Source organism: Bradyrhizobium yuanmingense, assembly GCF_025200905.1.
Classification (GTDB): domain Bacteria; phylum Pseudomonadota; class Alphaproteobacteria; order Rhizobiales; family Xanthobacteraceae; genus Bradyrhizobium; species Bradyrhizobium yuanmingense.
The window spans coordinates 4,467,243-4,481,835 of record NZ_CP104173.1 but is presented as its reverse complement, the minus strand read 5'-3'; the positions used below and the strand labels follow the sequence as shown (position 1 = coordinate 4,481,835).

15 protein-coding genes are annotated in these 14,593 nt (G+C 63.8%); 1 reads left to right on the top strand and 14 read right to left on the bottom strand.

Annotated features, from left to right (window positions below; translation table 11 throughout):
• Positions 1 to 257: 257 nt before the first annotated feature.
• The 14 genes from N2605_RS21095 to N2605_RS21030 all read right to left on the bottom strand — a co-directional run bounded on the left by N2605_RS21095 (position 258) and on the right by N2605_RS21030 (position 13,829).
• Entirely contained in the window at positions 258 to 2,018 is a 1,761-nt protein-coding gene (locus N2605_RS21095; RefSeq protein ID WP_109143348.1) for a hypothetical protein, read from the bottom strand.
• 4 nt (positions 2,019 to 2,022) lie between these two features.
• Entirely contained in the window at positions 2,023 to 2,607 is a 585-nt protein-coding gene (locus tag N2605_RS21090; protein ID WP_050996026.1) for a WbuC family cupin fold metalloprotein, read from the bottom strand.
• Positions 2,585 to 3,250 (bottom strand): class I SAM-dependent methyltransferase, encoded by a 666-nt coding sequence (locus N2605_RS21085; protein ID WP_225113239.1) that lies wholly within the window; start codon positions 3,248 to 3,250, stop codon positions 2,585 to 2,587. The genes N2605_RS21090 and N2605_RS21085 overlap by 23 nt, the downstream gene beginning before the upstream one ends.
• 25 nt (positions 3,251 to 3,275) lie before the next feature.
• Positions 3,276 to 3,668, bottom strand: a complete 393-nt coding sequence (locus N2605_RS21080; protein WP_225113238.1) for an LIC12192 family sporadic carbohydrate cluster protein — start codon at positions 3,666 to 3,668, stop codon at positions 3,276 to 3,278.
• Positions 3,661 to 4,467 carry a sporadic carbohydrate cluster 2OG-Fe(II) oxygenase gene (locus N2605_RS21075; protein ID WP_025037016.1) on the bottom strand — a complete coding sequence of 269 codons (807 nt, stop codon included), beginning with the start codon at positions 4,465 to 4,467 and terminating at the stop codon, positions 3,661 to 3,663. The genes N2605_RS21080 and N2605_RS21075 overlap by 8 nt, the downstream gene beginning before the upstream one ends.
• Positions 4,464 to 5,582 carry a DegT/DnrJ/EryC1/StrS family aminotransferase gene (locus tag N2605_RS21070; RefSeq protein ID WP_260342834.1) on the bottom strand — a complete coding sequence of 373 codons (1,119 nt, stop codon included), beginning with the start codon at positions 5,580 to 5,582 and terminating at the stop codon, positions 4,464 to 4,466. Before N2605_RS21070 ends, N2605_RS21075 begins: the two co-directional genes overlap by 4 nt.
• Entirely contained in the window at positions 5,572 to 6,678 is a 1,107-nt protein-coding gene (locus tag N2605_RS21065) for a DegT/DnrJ/EryC1/StrS family aminotransferase (RefSeq protein WP_225113236.1), read from the bottom strand. The genes N2605_RS21070 and N2605_RS21065 overlap by 11 nt, the downstream gene beginning before the upstream one ends.
• 8 nt (positions 6,679 to 6,686) lie before the next feature.
• Positions 6,687 to 7,646, bottom strand: coding sequence for a transketolase family protein (locus N2605_RS21060; RefSeq protein ID WP_036010951.1), 960 nt, complete (start codon positions 7,644 to 7,646; stop codon positions 6,687 to 6,689).
• A 10-nt stretch (positions 7,647 to 7,656) separates the two neighbouring features.
• Positions 7,657 to 8,505 (bottom strand): transketolase, encoded by an 849-nt coding sequence (locus N2605_RS21055; protein WP_225113235.1) that lies wholly within the window; start codon positions 8,503 to 8,505, stop codon positions 7,657 to 7,659.
• Positions 8,480 to 9,517 (bottom strand): aminoglycoside phosphotransferase family protein, encoded by a 1,038-nt coding sequence (locus tag N2605_RS21050; protein WP_225113234.1) that lies wholly within the window; start codon positions 9,515 to 9,517, stop codon positions 8,480 to 8,482. Before N2605_RS21050 ends, N2605_RS21055 begins: the two co-directional genes overlap by 26 nt.
• A complete protein-coding gene (locus N2605_RS21045; protein WP_225113233.1) occupies positions 9,514 to 10,125 on the bottom strand; it encodes an HAD family hydrolase in 612 nt (203 codons plus the stop codon). Before N2605_RS21045 ends, N2605_RS21050 begins: the two co-directional genes overlap by 4 nt.
• 5 nt (positions 10,126 to 10,130) lie before the next feature.
• Entirely contained in the window at positions 10,131 to 11,132 is a 1,002-nt protein-coding gene (locus N2605_RS21040; RefSeq protein WP_036010979.1) for an NAD-dependent epimerase/dehydratase family protein, read from the bottom strand.
• Between the two features lie 27 nt (positions 11,133 to 11,159).
• Positions 11,160 to 12,725 carry a PfkB family carbohydrate kinase gene (locus N2605_RS21035; protein WP_050991860.1) on the bottom strand — a complete coding sequence of 522 codons (1,566 nt, stop codon included), beginning with the start codon at positions 12,723 to 12,725 and terminating at the stop codon, positions 11,160 to 11,162.
• An 87-nt stretch (positions 12,726 to 12,812) separates the two neighbouring features.
• On the bottom strand, positions 12,813 to 13,829 hold the full coding sequence (locus tag N2605_RS21030) for an SDR family oxidoreductase (RefSeq protein WP_260342827.1): 1,017 nt from the start codon (positions 13,827 to 13,829) through the stop codon (positions 12,813 to 12,815).
• A 166-nt stretch (positions 13,830 to 13,995) separates the two neighbouring features.
• Here N2605_RS21030 and N2605_RS21025 point away from each other — a divergent pair, with 166 nt between their 5' ends.
• The gene (locus N2605_RS21025; protein ID WP_225113231.1) at positions 13,996 to 14,583 is read left to right on the top strand and encodes an SIS domain-containing protein; all 588 of its coding nucleotides are present in this window, start codon (positions 13,996 to 13,998) and stop codon (positions 14,581 to 14,583) included.
• Positions 14,584 to 14,593 lie beyond the last annotated feature (10 nt).

The window sequence follows — 14,593 nt, the reverse complement described above, 5'->3', positions numbered from 1 at the left end:
TCCCTTGTGTACTCCACTAGGAGGTCTCGAGGCTAGCTACGATCGAAGTCGGGGAGGAGGCTGCGTCGAACACAGCGGAAAATCTAACTTTCTCTGAAATCACGTCCAGTCCCCAATTGCCTGAACTTCCCGTTGCGAGGCGCTTCTACCACCACAGCGTTCCCTGAACAATCCCGCGAAGCCCGTGGTTGCCTCCGGCATGGCAATGTTTGTGTCTGGATGACGGGCGCTGGAACCCTCCATGGATGACGCATGCTCTAGCGAACTCCAGAGGCAGCACCTTCACATGCCGGGGCCGGCAGCGCCAGCAACCAGGCTGCGCCTCGGACGCCAGGCCGATTGCAAGGCGGCCGATACTCGGCTCTCGCCACAGGGGCCGGCTCTCCATCCTTCAACTGCATCAGTTCACCGCGGCCCTCCGTGGCCGAGGAGTTATTTCCGAGGGTCGCCGTCAGAAGCTCGATGAATCCAATGTCGTCGGGTCGTGGAATTCCCGGGGCGGCGCGATAGCGCCAGGTCTCGCGACGGGGTGGGCACGGAAAGGTCTCGAGGTAGGAAACCGGGCAGTTGCCGTTCACAACGAAATGAGGATCAGTAAAATCCCCGCAGTAGTCCGTGTAGATAAACGACCGCTCGCGATTTTCATCCCGCAGGATCGTCTGTGCCACGTTCATGTCATTGCCACCGAGGCATCGTGAGCGGAACGAGAAGACGTGCGAGTTCTCGAATTGGAGCTTAACGACCTTTGGCTCGGGGTCCGCGAGCAAGGCTGCTCGGACTTGCCGCAGCATGTCGCTGCTGAGCAACCCGTCGTAGAGCAGCCATTTGGAATCGTGAGCCGACGACAAGGCGAAGATCGCGACCAAGCCCCCCGCGACGGCTGCGCGGACGCGCGATCCCGGAATCGCCTGCACAACGGTCGCCATCAGGATCAAGACGCCGAACTGCGAGGGAAAGAGTAGCCTGGACTCGCCCCGCGTCACGTCGCCATAAATTCCGGTAAGAGCGTAGGGCAGCGCGCCGATGAGGGCAATCGCGGCTCCCAGCACCAGCAGCAGAAGCATCGCATTCGTGGTCGAGCGGCCGTTCAGCAGCCAGGGCGTCCACAATGCTGTCGATGAGAACCGGGCAAAGACGGCGATCGTGGCCAATGTCACTGCCGCGGAAACAGGAAGCCCCAGCAGCGCAACCCCGTGAGAATATGCGTAGCTCAGGCCGCTCGGGAAGGCCATGAGGTGCGCATAGAGCGCATTGGCTATGATCGAGAAATCGTTCGCGAAACTGTATTGTCCGGCGTAGTGGCCGCTCTTCCCCAGAATTGTCAGTCGCAGAACGATCATGGCTGCAACGGCCAGCCAGAACGGTACAAGACGCGCGAGTTTCTGCCTCCACCGCTCGGGACCAGACCAGGTGAGCACGACGCGAACCGGTTCGAGGGCGATCAGAGTCTCGAGCGACAACGCGAATAACAGACAAAAAGGTGCGCTCCATCGAAGCGCCCGCACCTTCGAATAGGACAGCTCGTAGGACAGCAGATAGAAGAGCAGGAAGAAGTCGTAGACCGCGTTGAGTGTCAGGCGAATTGCATAGAACGGGCTGAGCAGGAACAGAGCCGTGACAAGACCGGCGATCCGTCTCGTATAGGATGATCGCGACAGGACGGAGTGAAGCAACACGCCGTTGACCAGATGGCAGGCTAGTCCCGCGAGCCGCGCAGAGACATCGGGAGTATCGTTCAAAAGCGCCACAAACAGCGTCATCGGGATTGCGAAGCCGGCGTGTGCCGACTCCCACAGCACGCGAGCGACGCCAGCGGCACCTTGAGTCCAATAGATGTAGTACACAGTCCAATCGTCGCCGAAGACCTCACGCGCGAACAGCGCGGGCACGGCCGTAACAAAGGCGAGAACCAGAGCGACGTAGACGTATCCAATGCCCGCCCGCTCCCGTTGTCGGAGAGCCGCAGCTTTCGGATCTACATTCGTGCGAGCATCGTCGAAACCGACGGGGGTGACCATGGTCCTAGGCTTTGCCTCGTTTGTTCAGATGCTCCGCGGCGAGCCTACCAATTCTTGTGACGTAGTCCTGCACCGCGGCAGCGTCGCTGCCATCAGGCGCCCAGTCGGGAAATGCCGTGCGCGAAGGATCGAACGGGCCGGCGGTGGTTTCGTGAAATACCAGCCATTCCGAGGTGATCAGGATCGAGTGGAAGACCTGTTCCGGCATGCGATAATAGCAGCGTTTGCCCTGACCGTAGGGCGCCATCTCGAGCACCTCGCGAATGCCGCCGTCGTCCTCGAAGATCACGACCTGCGCGGTCCCCTCGATCACGTGGAACGATTCAGGTTTGCCAAGGTGCTTGTGCGGCCGCACATAGGCTTCGCGATGGTGCACGATCAGCATCTCGTGCAGTCCGGACGAAGGATCGGGATGCGTGCACAGCCGGCTGCGCAGGCGCGGGTTGCCGGCGGCGATGCGCTTCAGCTCCGCGATCGTGGCGTCATCCGCGGTGACGATGGCATCGTCCGAATAGTACACTTCCGGATTTTGCGCGCGCAACGAGGTCGGCCGGTGCAGGCCTGCCTCATTCGAAGAAGATGAACCCATGGTCGCCCCGATACCCGCATTTGTCGTAGATCCAGGCCCATGTGTGCGGGCCGTGGAAGCTCAGGCAGGTGAGCTGCCAGTAAAGCAGATTGGCCTTCTCGCGCTCGTTGCGGAAGGATTCGACCATCAGATATTTCGAGGTGCCGCGTCCGACGCGCTCGATCTCGGGCACCGCGCGGAACACGTCCTCGAGCGGAAGGTTGTGCAGCACGCCGAGCGAGACGACGAGGTCGAAGCTGTGGTCGGGGTAGGGGAGCTCGACGGCGCTGCCGACCTTCAAATGCGGCCGCACCTCCTCCTTGGCGTTGGCGATGCCATACTCGGAGATGTCGATGCCGGCGATCCTGAGATCGGGGACGAGCTGGGTGAACTCATAGAGCAGGTAGCCCTTGCCGCAGCCGACGTCGAGTACGCTCATGCCCGGTTTGATGCCGTAGCGATCGATCAGGGTCTGGGCGAGCGGGCGCCACCGTCCGTCATAGCGATAGCCGCCGTAGCCGTAGCGCCGGTCGCCGTCCCAATAGTCGCGTCCCCATTGCCGCGCCACAGTGGCGGATTCCGCCTTGTCGTGCTCGACCACGCGCTGGACGTAGTCCCGCCTCGTCGATGCGTGCATCGGCTGGAGCAGGTTGATCTCGGTCATGGGGGCCAACCGGTCCGCGGCATCATCACAGGATAGTCGCGAACCTGTTGACGAGCAGGATGTCCTCGATGGCCTGGATGTCCTTCTGAGACGCCAGCGTGATCTCCTCGACCGCTGCATGGAGATCGCAGCCCTCGCGCAGCACGCGGTCGTAGATCTGCCGCCGCCGACCCTCGTCGGGCGGCAGCATAAAAATGCTGTAGAGGATCAGCCCACGCAGCTGCGGCAGCTCGTCCAGAATGTCTTCCAGCACCATGTAGCTGCCGGGCATGGTGTGCTCGGCGGCGCTCAACAGATAGTGCAGGTTCTTGCGCCGCGCATAGTCGCGGATCACGATGTTCTGGACGTGCTGCGGGGTGCGGCTGCCGTTCAGCGGCCTGGCGCCGATATAGCCGCGGTGGCCGGCTCGCTCAGCCATGGAAGCCTCCCGGCAGCTTGTACTGCATCCCGACACGGGTTGCGGGGCGCAGCAGGATCGGCTCGAAGAACTCGCCGAAGCGCTTGTCCGCGTAGGGCGACATGATGCTCTTGAAGCGGCAGTTCATGCTCCAGCGCGTGCCGGCTTCCTCGTTGACGCGATTGCCGTGCATCAGGGTCTGGTTGAACAGCATGACGTGACCGTAGGGAATCTCGATGAAGGTCGCGTGCGGCTTGATGGTCTTGTAGAGCTCTTCGGCGCTGCGCAAGGCCGCCATCCGGTCCTGCATCTCGCCGTTCAGGGACGGCGGCAGCAGATACATCGACTTGGTGCGGTGGACATCGACCAGCGGCACCCACACCACGACCTCGAACGGCGAGTCGCCCGACCAGACGTCGGAATGGGTGGCGAGCAGCGAGGAGCTGTCGCCGGGAAGCTGGATGCTGAGATTGACGCGGCGCTGCATGCAGAGCTCGTTGCCGACGATGGTCTCGATCGTCGAGCGCGCCAGGCGGAAATAGGTCGGCCGGAACCAGGGCTCGGCGTTGAGGCCGTTGAAGACGTGCAGCCGCAGGCCGTTGAGATCATCCACGCTCACCCGCGTGTGGATGGTGTCGAGCATCGCGTAGGGATCGTTGCTGTGCGGCAGCTTCAGATAGTCCGCCGCGAGCTCGGCAGCACGGCGCTGGATCCGGTCGAGCCCGGCGCGATCGTCGGCCGGGGTGGTGACGAAGCCATCGTCGATGAAACGCTGCGCCAGCGCCTGCTCGTCGGCGTGCAGGAAGTCCGTGTCCGTCATGCAAAATACTCCCGGGCGGTCGCGCAAATATAGCTGATGTCGGCGGCCGACAGGAACTGGTTGATGGGAAGCGTGAGGATCTGGTCCGCCTGCCGTTCCGTCACCGGGAACGCGCCGCGGCCATGGCCGAGATGCGCTGCTGCCGGCTGCAGGTGGATCGGGACCGGATAATGGATCGCGGTCTCGATGCCTTTGTCGGCAAGATATTTCTGGAAGTCGTTGCGACGCTCGGTCTGCACCACGAAAGTGTGGAAGGTGTTGAACTCGATGTTCCGGCAGGGCGGAATGAACAGGGGCAGGCCGGCGAGCTCGGCGCGGTATTGCGCGGCGTTGCGCCGCCGGCGTTCGATCACGGAAGGAAGGTGGCGCAGGCGGATGCGCAGCACCTCGGCCTGGAGCGTGTCGAGCCGCGACACGATCCCCCATTCCTGGACGTCGCTGCGGTTGATCAGGCCGTGATTGCGCAGCCGTCGGATTCTTGCGGCAAGCTCGGCGTTGGCAGTGACGAGGAAGCCGGCATCTCCGGCGGCATTGAGATTCTTCAAGGGGTGGGCGGAGAAGCAGCCGAAGGTGCCGATCGTGCCGCTCATCCGGCCGTCATAGGTCGAGCCGACCGCCTGGGCGCTGTCCTCGATCACGGCGAGCGCGTGCTTCGCAGCGATCGCCATCAGCGGAGCCATGTCGGCCATGCGTCCGGTCAGATGCACCGGCATGATCGCCTTGGTCCGCGGCGTGACGGCGGCCTCGACCGCGGCCGGATCGATGTTCTGGTCCGGCAGCACGTCCGCAAACACCGGCGTGGCGCCGACCGCGATGATCGCGGCGGTCGATGCCACGAACGAATTCGGCGGCGTGATCACCTCGTCGCCGGGACCGATGTCGAGCGCCCGCATGGCGAGGATCAGCGCGTCGGTGCCCGAATTCAGCGTCACCACATGCGGCGAGCCGAGATAGGCGGATAATTCCTCCTCGAGCCTTCCGACCGCCGCCCCGCCGATGAAGTCGCCGCGCTGGAACACGCCCTCGACCGCCTGCATGATCTCGGCGCGCTCTTCCTCGAACTGCTCGGGAAGATTGACGTAGCCGATGCGCCGGCGGCCGGTGTCAGCGTCCATGGCAGAACTTCCTGACGGTCTCAATGACGCGGTCCTGCTGGGCGCGCGTCAGGTGCTGGTCGACCGGGAAGCTGATGACTTCCTTGGCATGGCGGTCGGTGACCGGGAACGTGCCCGGCGCGTAGCCGAGATGCTTCAGGCCTTCCTGCTGATACAGCGGGATGGGATAGTGGATCTTGGCCTCGATGCCGTTATCCAGGCAATATTTGTAGAGCTCGTCGCGACGTTCGGCGAACACCATGTAGAGATGGTAGACGTGCTTCACGTTGGGACGGCGCGGCGGGACGCGCAGGCCGGGCAGGCCGGCGAGACCCGCATCGTAATAGGCCGCATTTTCGATTCTGCGGCGCGTGATCTCGCTGGTCTGGCCGATCAGCCAGTTGCCGACCACGGCCTGCAGGGAATCGAGCCGCGAGTTGCAGCCGAGGATCGCGATCTCGTCGCGGGTCTTCATGCCGTGGTTGCGGATCAGGCGGAGCTTTTCGTTCATGCCGTCGTCATTGGTGACGACGACGCCGGCATCGCCCCAGACGTTGAGGTTCTTGAGCGGATGCAGCGAGAAGCCGGCCGCGATGCCGTGGGTGCCGGAGCGTTTTCCCGCGAACTCCGACAGGATGCCCTGGCAGGCGTCCTCGACCACAGGCAGGTTGTGGCGCTGCGCGATCGGCATCAGCTTGCCCATGTCGGTGACCTCGCCGGTCAACTGGACCGGCATGATCGCCTTGGTCTTCCCGGTGATGGCAGCCTCGACCTGGTCCACGTTCATGCAAAAGGAATCGTCGCAATCGACAAGAACCGGCGTCGCGCCGGTTTCCGCGATCGCGCCGACCGTGGCGATGAAGGTGTTCGCGGCGGTGATGACCTCGTCGCCATGACCGATGCCGAGCGCCTTGAGCGGCAGCTTGAGCGCGTCGGTGCCGGATCCGACGCCGATGGCGTGCCGGACGCCGATCAATTCGGCGAAGCGCTTCTCGAACTCGGCGACGGGCTTGCCAAGGGTGAAGTCACCGGTCGCAACCAGCCGGCCGATCTCGGCGAGGATCGGTGCGGGATCCGCGAATTGCTCGAGCAGATAGGAATATCGAACGTCGTACATGTGACCCGTCAGGTGGAATGAAGTTGAGGTGAGGGGGTGTGCGACGCCGCGAGCGCATGCTCGATCGAGGTCGCAATGGCGCCGGCGGAGAGCCCGTGCTTCTTCAGCAGCGAGTCCTGAGAGCCGTAATTGTGCATGAAGCGGTCGGGCAGCGACAGCCGCAGCATCGCAGGGAAACCGGAGCCGAGCTTGTCGATCAGCGCCTCCGCGACCGCGCTGCCGAGGCCGCCGGAGGGCACGTGCTCCTCCAGCGTTGCCACGAGCCGGGTGCCGCGGATCGCCTGCAGCAGCGCTGCGGTATCGAGCGGCTTCACGGTATGCATGTGCAGGATGCCGGCGCGAATGCCTTGCGCGGCCAGCAGGTCGGCTGCGGCGAGGGCGCGCTGGAGCATGATGCCGGTGGTCACCATGAGGACGTCGCCGGGCGGCCGCATCAGGATGGCTTTGCCGATCTCGAAGCCGTGCTCGGCCTTGGACACGATGGCATCGCCGCCCTTGCCGAGCCGGATGTAGATCGGGCCCTTCCAATCCAGCGTCTGCTCCATCATGCGCGCAGCCTCGTCGGCGTCGCACGGGCAGATCACCGTCATGTTGGGCAGCGCCCGCATGATGGCGATGTCCTCGATCGCCTGGTGCGTGGGACCGAGCGGCGCATAGACGAGGCCGCCGCCATTGGCGATCAGCCGTACCGGCAGATTGTGCAGGCAGAGATCGACCGCGACCTGCTCGTAGCAGCGGCGGGTGAGGAAGGTCGCGATGGTGTTGACGTAAGGCACGAAGCCCTCCATCGCGAGACCGGCCGACATGCCGATGATATGCGCTTCCGAGATGCCCTCGATCAGGTGGCGCTTGGGAAACTCCTTGCTCATCGCGCGCAGCGTGCCGGCACCCGGATCGGAGCCGATGTAAAGCACACGCTCGTCGCGCGCGGCGAGCTTGTGGACCATGTTCATCGCGGTGTTGCGCATGGGGAGCCGATCAAAAATCGCCGACGGCGACGCGAATGGCGTCGAGCTCGCTGTCGGTCAGCTTGTTCTTGTGATGCCAATCGGCATTGGATTCCGCAGCCGGAAGACCCTTGCCCTTGACGGTATGGCAGACGATGGCGGTGGGCTTGCCGGCAACGGCCGGGAGCTGCTTCAGGACCATGCGCAGTGCGCCGACGTCGTGGCCGTTGACCTCCTGCACCGCGAAGCCGAAGCTGCGCCACTTGTCCGCGAGCGGCTCCAGCGGCAGCACGTAGTCGGTGGGGCCGTAGCTCTGCAGCTTGTTGTAGTCGATCAGCGCGACGAGGTTGTCGAGGCCGTGCTTGGTCGCGCCCATCGCCGCTTCCCACACCGATCCCTCGTTGATCTCGCCGTCGCCGAGCAGCACGAAGGTGCGGTAGCTGCGCTCGCGCATGCGGGCGGCGAGCGCAAGGCCGACGCCGATCGAGAGGCCATGTCCGAGCGCGCCGGTCGAGGCCTCGACGCCGGGCACCATGCCGTATTCGGGATGTCCGCCCAGAATGCTGTCGGGACCGCAAAAGCCGTCCAGCTCCGACAGCGGGAAGAAGCCGCGATCGGCCAAAAGCGCATAGAGCGCCAGACATCCGTGTCCCTTGCTGAGGATGGCGCGGTCGCGATCGGGATCGCCCGGGTTCTTCGGGTCGATCCGCAGCACGTCGTCGTAAAGCACGCGGACCATCTCGATCAGCGACAGGGCAGGCCCGACATGGCCGCGTCCCGCGGAGCGGACAGAACCGAGGACCAGGCGGCGCAAATAGAGGCTCCGCTCGTCCAGCGTGCAGGTGAGAGCAGCTTCAGCGTGGGGTGAGATCTGGATCACGTTGGCAAATCGTTTGGTGGAGCCGACGGGCTTTGTCGAGCTGGCCGGCAAGGCGGACCGTCAGATCGCCACCTTGCGCAGCCAGGGCACGCCGGGAGCGGCTTTCCGGCAAATAGGCATTCAGGACAATCAGGCACCAAATCGCCCCGAACACAGGATACAGTACGTCAAGGCGGACCGCAAACGCGTCATCCCCAGCCGCGAAAGCGCGCGAGAGCCGCTCGATCAATCGGTTCGCATCCGCCACGGGCAGACCGCTGCCGGGGTGAATCGCGGTGTCGGACACGAGCTTGACCGGGTCGTCCCAGCCGAAATACTCGAAGTCGATGAAGCGCAATTTGCCGTCGTCGGTGCGCAGTGCGTTGTGTAGTCCGCAATCCGACGGGCTCAATGCACGTTGGGCGGGCGCAAGGTCCGCGGCGGGATCCAGGCCCCGTTCCGCATAGCGCCGACGGAGTTGCCGGATCGCGACGGCAGCGGTGGGAACCAGGCTGCCGTCCATGAACGCGCGCAGATCCGGATGATCATCCGAAGTCCGCCTCAGGTCGTCGAGGCGTTGCTCGTACTGGGCGATGGCCGCCTCGGCCGAGAAGATGCTGGCCGACGCATTCCGCAGAGTCTGCGCGCCTTCAGCGTCGTGCAGCTTTTGCAGCTCGATCAGGAAATCGGCCAACTGGTCGGCGTCGTCGGGCTGCGGATGCAGGACCGCGGGTTCACCGTCTAACCATTGATACAGCGCACAGAACGCGGCCGGATCCTTCGCGATCGGCCGCGGCGTCGCATTGATACCGTGGCGCGAGAGAAACGAGAGCGCGTCATATTCCTGTCCCAGCCGATCGCGCCCGTCGGACGGATAGTGCTTGAGGGCGAGCGGCGGGCCTTCCGCCATCTCCAGCCGAAACACCCGGTTGTTGCCGCCGGCCCGCGCCGGTTGCGCCGCCGCGACCCGCGCCCCGGAGAGGCGGCTGCCGATCGAGACCGCATCCTGTGCGCTGAGGTCCGACTGGCTCATGCTCCGAACACTCCGCGGTGGATATCGGCCCAGGTCGCGAGCGGCTCGCAATGCGCGGGATGCGGCGGCCGCGACTGCGTGAACAGGATCGATCGCGTCGCCTTCGGAAAATGCGGCTGCTCGAAGACGTCGACGAGATCGTCAATGAAGATGTCGAGCTGCAGGCTTGCCAACCGCTCGACCTTGGCCGCCAGCGTGTCCTCGAAATAGACATTGCCCGCCGAGATCGCCGCGTCGGCGGTGTCGATGAGACCCGCGCTCTTCAGCCAGCCACGCGCAGCCTCGCGCAAGTCGACCCGATCGGGATCCTGATGGCCGAACTGCGTCTTGTGGCTGACGATATGGACACTCGCGCCGGCCTTGCGGCACGCGGCAAGGAACTCGCGGACGCCAGGGTTGATCTCGGCGCCGCCGATTCCCTTGCCGTAGACGAAGCCCTGCAGTCCCTGCCAGGCAAGCTCGCCGCCGGCGCGGGATCGCAAGAAATCCCGCACGTCGGTCTTCAGCCCGTCCCAGCCCTCCGGCACCAGCCCGCGCTGGCGCGCGGCCGCGGCAAAGACCTTGTCGTAGCAGATGATCGTGTTGTCGAAATCGATGCCGATCCGCACGCCGCTCACTTCAGGCTGATGTTCTGCATCATCTTGATGTTGAAATACCTGGGATCGTTGAGTGAGTTCGGCAGGCGGCCCGCCCTGAAGGCGTCCACGAGCCCTGACACGGCCTGCTCGATCGTGTGCGTCGGCGCAAAGCCGAGCTCGCGGCGGATCTTCTCCGACGACACGTGGTAGGAACGGAGATCGTCGGTCGGCTCGACGGCCACGTCGACATTGTTGCCGACCACCGATTTGACGATGTCGGCGATCTTCATCAGCGAGTGGTTTTCGTAGCCGATGTTGTAGGTCTTGCCGTCGATCTTCGCATCATCCTGCTGCAGCAGGAACAGATAGGCCGCCGTCATGTCCTGGATGTGCAGATTGGGCCGCTTCTGCGTTCCGCCGAACACGCGGATGCGGCCGGTGTTGACGGCCAGATTGGTCAGGATGTTGACGACGACGTCGAGCCGCTGCCGCGGAGCGTAGCCGCAGACGGTGGCGGGGCGAACCGTGCAGGTGACGAAGCCGGACGCGGCCTCGTCGGCAAGATCGGTCTCGCACATCGCCTTGAACTTGGAGTAGTCGGTGAGCGGCTCGCAGGACAGCTCCTCGGTCACCTCGGCCTCATCCTTGATGCCGTAGACGCTCGAGGAGGAGGCGTAGATGAAGCGCTTGATACCCGCCTTCTTCGCGGCGCGTACCATCGGACGGAAGCAGTCGTAGTTGATGGACTTGCCGAGTGCCGGGTCCAGCTCGAACGAGGGATCGTTGGAGATGCAGGCGAGGTGGATCACCGCGTTGTTGCCGCGCAGGGCCTCGTTGACCGCGGCCTCATCGCGGATGTCGCCCTTGATCAGGCGGAGGTTCGGATTGTCACGAACGGCGTCGAAGACGTCCTCGCCATACATGAACAAGTCGAGCACGGTGACCTTGTGGCCCGCGGCAAGCAATTGCGGAACCAGCACGCTGCCGACATAGCCGGCGCCACCGGTGACCATCACATTCCATTTCCGATCAATCACTGTCGTTCTCCGGATTCTTCGATCGCGCTACTTCAACAACGCGGTGACGAACTTGACCAACGGCGCTTTCTCGACCGAGTTGCGGTGGCCGACGATGCCGACCTTGATCGCGCCCGCCGCATTGCCGATGAAGGCGACGTCCTCGATGTTGCCGCCGGCCGCCACCAGCGGCGCCGTGATTGTCAGGAAGGCATCGCCCGCACCGACGGTGTCGACGACGGTCTTGGTGAAAGCAGGGACGCGCGCAACGCCGGTCTTCGACGAGAAGGGGTAGCAGCCGAAGGAGCCGTGCGTGATGATCATGTTGTCGCAATCGATCTTGCGATGCAGGCCGCCCTCGATCACCGATGCGATGTCGTTGAACTTGTCGGTGGCGGCCAGGCGCGCTTCCGGTGCGTCGATGCAGATGTAATCGGCCCGCGGATACTTCGTGATCAGGTTGTAGCCGTGGTTGCCGCTGTTACTCTGGGCGTTGACGGCCAGGAACTTGGAATTCGCGATCAAGGCGTCGATCGTGCTGGATGCGATCATGCCGTGACCGAAATCGGTGACGATGACGACGTCGGCCCCGCGGACGCGCTCGGCGGTGACGCGGTCGATCTCCGTGCGCGCGGCCTCATCGAGCGGCGTGTCGTCCATCGTATAGACTTCGAACAGCTTGTGCAGATAGCCCATCTCGACGTACCGCAGCTTGCGGGTGGTCGGACGGCCCTGAACGCGGATCGGCGTGAGCTTTACGTTCGGGCGGACATGCGCCCGAATGAACTCTTCGGGGTAGTCGTTGCCACCCAGCGTCGTGACGATCTCGACCGACTTGCAGAAGCTCGCGACGTGATTTGCCGCGGCAATGACGCCGCCGGCAAACTGCTCGCCGTTCTTGAGCAGGGTCGCGACGATGTTCTCCTTGGAGGCCTTCCCGAGCGCCGTGACGTATTGGTATTCGTCGATGATGGTGTCGCCGACCAGCACGACGTGCATGTCCTGGATCTTGTCGATCAGCTTCAGCAGGCGTTCGGCGCCGCCGCCATCGCGCACCTTCTGGAGGTAGTCGCGCAGCGGCGGATCGTAGATGTCGAAATAACGGTTCAGCAGCGACGACGAGCTGAACGTCACGTCCCGCGTGAAGACGATGCGCCCGCCGTGACGCTCGACCGCCTCGCGCTCCACTGCGATCTTGCCGGTCACGTCATCCTCGGGATTCTCGTAGTCCGAGCCCTTCACGTAGATGTCGGGGCGCACGGTATCGAGGACCGGCTCGGCGCTGGAGGTCTGATTGATGCCGACCCAGTCGACCGTGCCGAGCGCGGCCAGCATCTCGGCGCGCATGTTCTCCGGAAAGATCGGCCGTCCCGGGCCCTTGTTGACGTAACGGTCCGCGGTGATGGTCACCACGACGACGTCGGCCTCGTTGCGGGCTGCCAGGATGTGCCGGACGTGACCGAGATGCACCAGATCGAACACGCCGTGGCAGAGCGCAACGGTCAGGCCCTCAGCCTGCGCGGCGCGCGCAATCTCGCCGAGCTCCTCGATCGTCTTGATCTTCTCGTGCGGTGCCGGATGGCCGGCCGGCCTGTCTGTCGCAGCATTACCCATGTGAATGACCCAAGGCGCCGGTCGGTCTCAGTTGGCCGGCCCGGACGTGATCGGCTGGCGGCAAAATTGGGGGGGGAACGAATCTGCTCAACGGCTTGCCTTCTGCGGGGTGACCTTGTCGTCACCGAGATATTTGAACCAGTCCTTGGTGGCGTCGGCGATCTTGTCCACCGTCCAGAGCGGAGCGTCCTTGTACTGGTCCATCGACCTCAACATCGTCGCAACGCCGTCCTCGAACTTCACCTTCGGCGCCCATTTCAGGACCCGCTTGATCTTGCTGATGTCGGCGTAGGTGCAATCGGGCTCGCCCGGGCGCTTGGGAATGTGGACCTTGTCGCCGCCGAGGAGCTCGACCAGGCGGTTCACGCTGTAGGTGTTGTCCGAGCCGACATTGAAGATCTCGTGCGAGACGTCGGAGCGCGCGGCGGTCACGAAGGCATCGGCGACGTCGCTGACGAAGGTGAAGTCGCGCGTCTGCTCGCCGTCGCCGACCACCGTGAAGGGCTTGCCCGCCAGCTTCTGTGCCATGAACACGCCGAACACGGCGCCGTAGGTGCCGGTGGTGCGATGGCGCGGTCCGAACACGTTGAACAGGCGCAGCGCCACGGCGGGCAGCTTGTAGACCTGGCACCAGTGCATGACGCATTGCTCACCGAGATTCTTGGTGAGCGCGTAGGGATACATCGGCCGGATCTCGGAACTCTCCGGCGTGGGATAGACATCCGGAATGCCGTAGCAGGAGGAGGAAGCCGCATAGATGAAGCGGCTGGCGCCCGCGTGCCGCGCCGCTTCGAGAACGTTGACCGTGCCGTCGACATTGGCGCGATGATAGGGGATCGGCGATTCGATCGAGGGTACGATGTCCGCCAGCGCGGCGAGATGGAAGACCCAATCCACCCCGTGGAAATACGGTTTGATCGCGTCGATGTCGGTGACGTCAGCCCGCACGACCTTCAACTGGCTCGAACCGGCGCGTGCGGCGAGGTTTTCAGCGCGTCCGATCACGAAATTATCGAGCGCAATGACCTCATGGCCGTCATCGAGCAGGCGATCGACGAGGTGACTTCCAATGAACCCGGCGCCGCCAGTAACAATGCATTTCATAGGGAACATCCGTGACGCGAATGCCCAGCGAAATAGGCTCGCCAATGTTGAGTGAAACCCGAAAAGCCGACTATCAGCCGCCCGCAAACTTTGCAAGTATTATACCTTTGCAATCCTTGGTAATAGCCGGTATCACCCGGTAATGTTGCAATCGAGCCGTCAGCCCATGCCTGCCGAATCCGTCGATCCCGACCACAAGGCTTTCCTCGACGATTACGTGGGGCGCCTGCATCGCGCGACGGCGGTCGACGACGGTATTTTTGCGAGGATCTCCGCGACGCGCGCGTCCTGGTTACGCACGCGCGAGCAGGGCGGTCGCGTCATCTTCATCGGCAACGGCGGGTCGGCCGGCATCGCTTCGCATTTGGCGATCGATCTGGCGAAGAATGCGTCAGTGCCCGCTCTCTGCTTCAGCGATGCGAGCATGATGTCGTGCCTTGCCAACGATTACGGGTTCGAGGACTGGATCGCGCACGCCGTGCGGCTGAATGCGCGCGCCGGCGATTGCCTCGTCGCGATCAGCTCGTCGGGGCGTTCGAAGAACATCCTCAACGCGGTCACGCAGGCGCGCAAGATGAAGCTCGACGTGATCACGTTGTCGGGCATGAACGCGGACAATCCGCTGCGCAATCTCGGCGACGTCAATTTCTGGGTCGACAGCCGCAGCTACAACATTGTCGAGACCACGCACCAGTTCTGGATGATGGCCGCAATCGACCTCGTCATCGGTCGTGCGGAATATCCGGCGTCCTGAGGCGGCATCC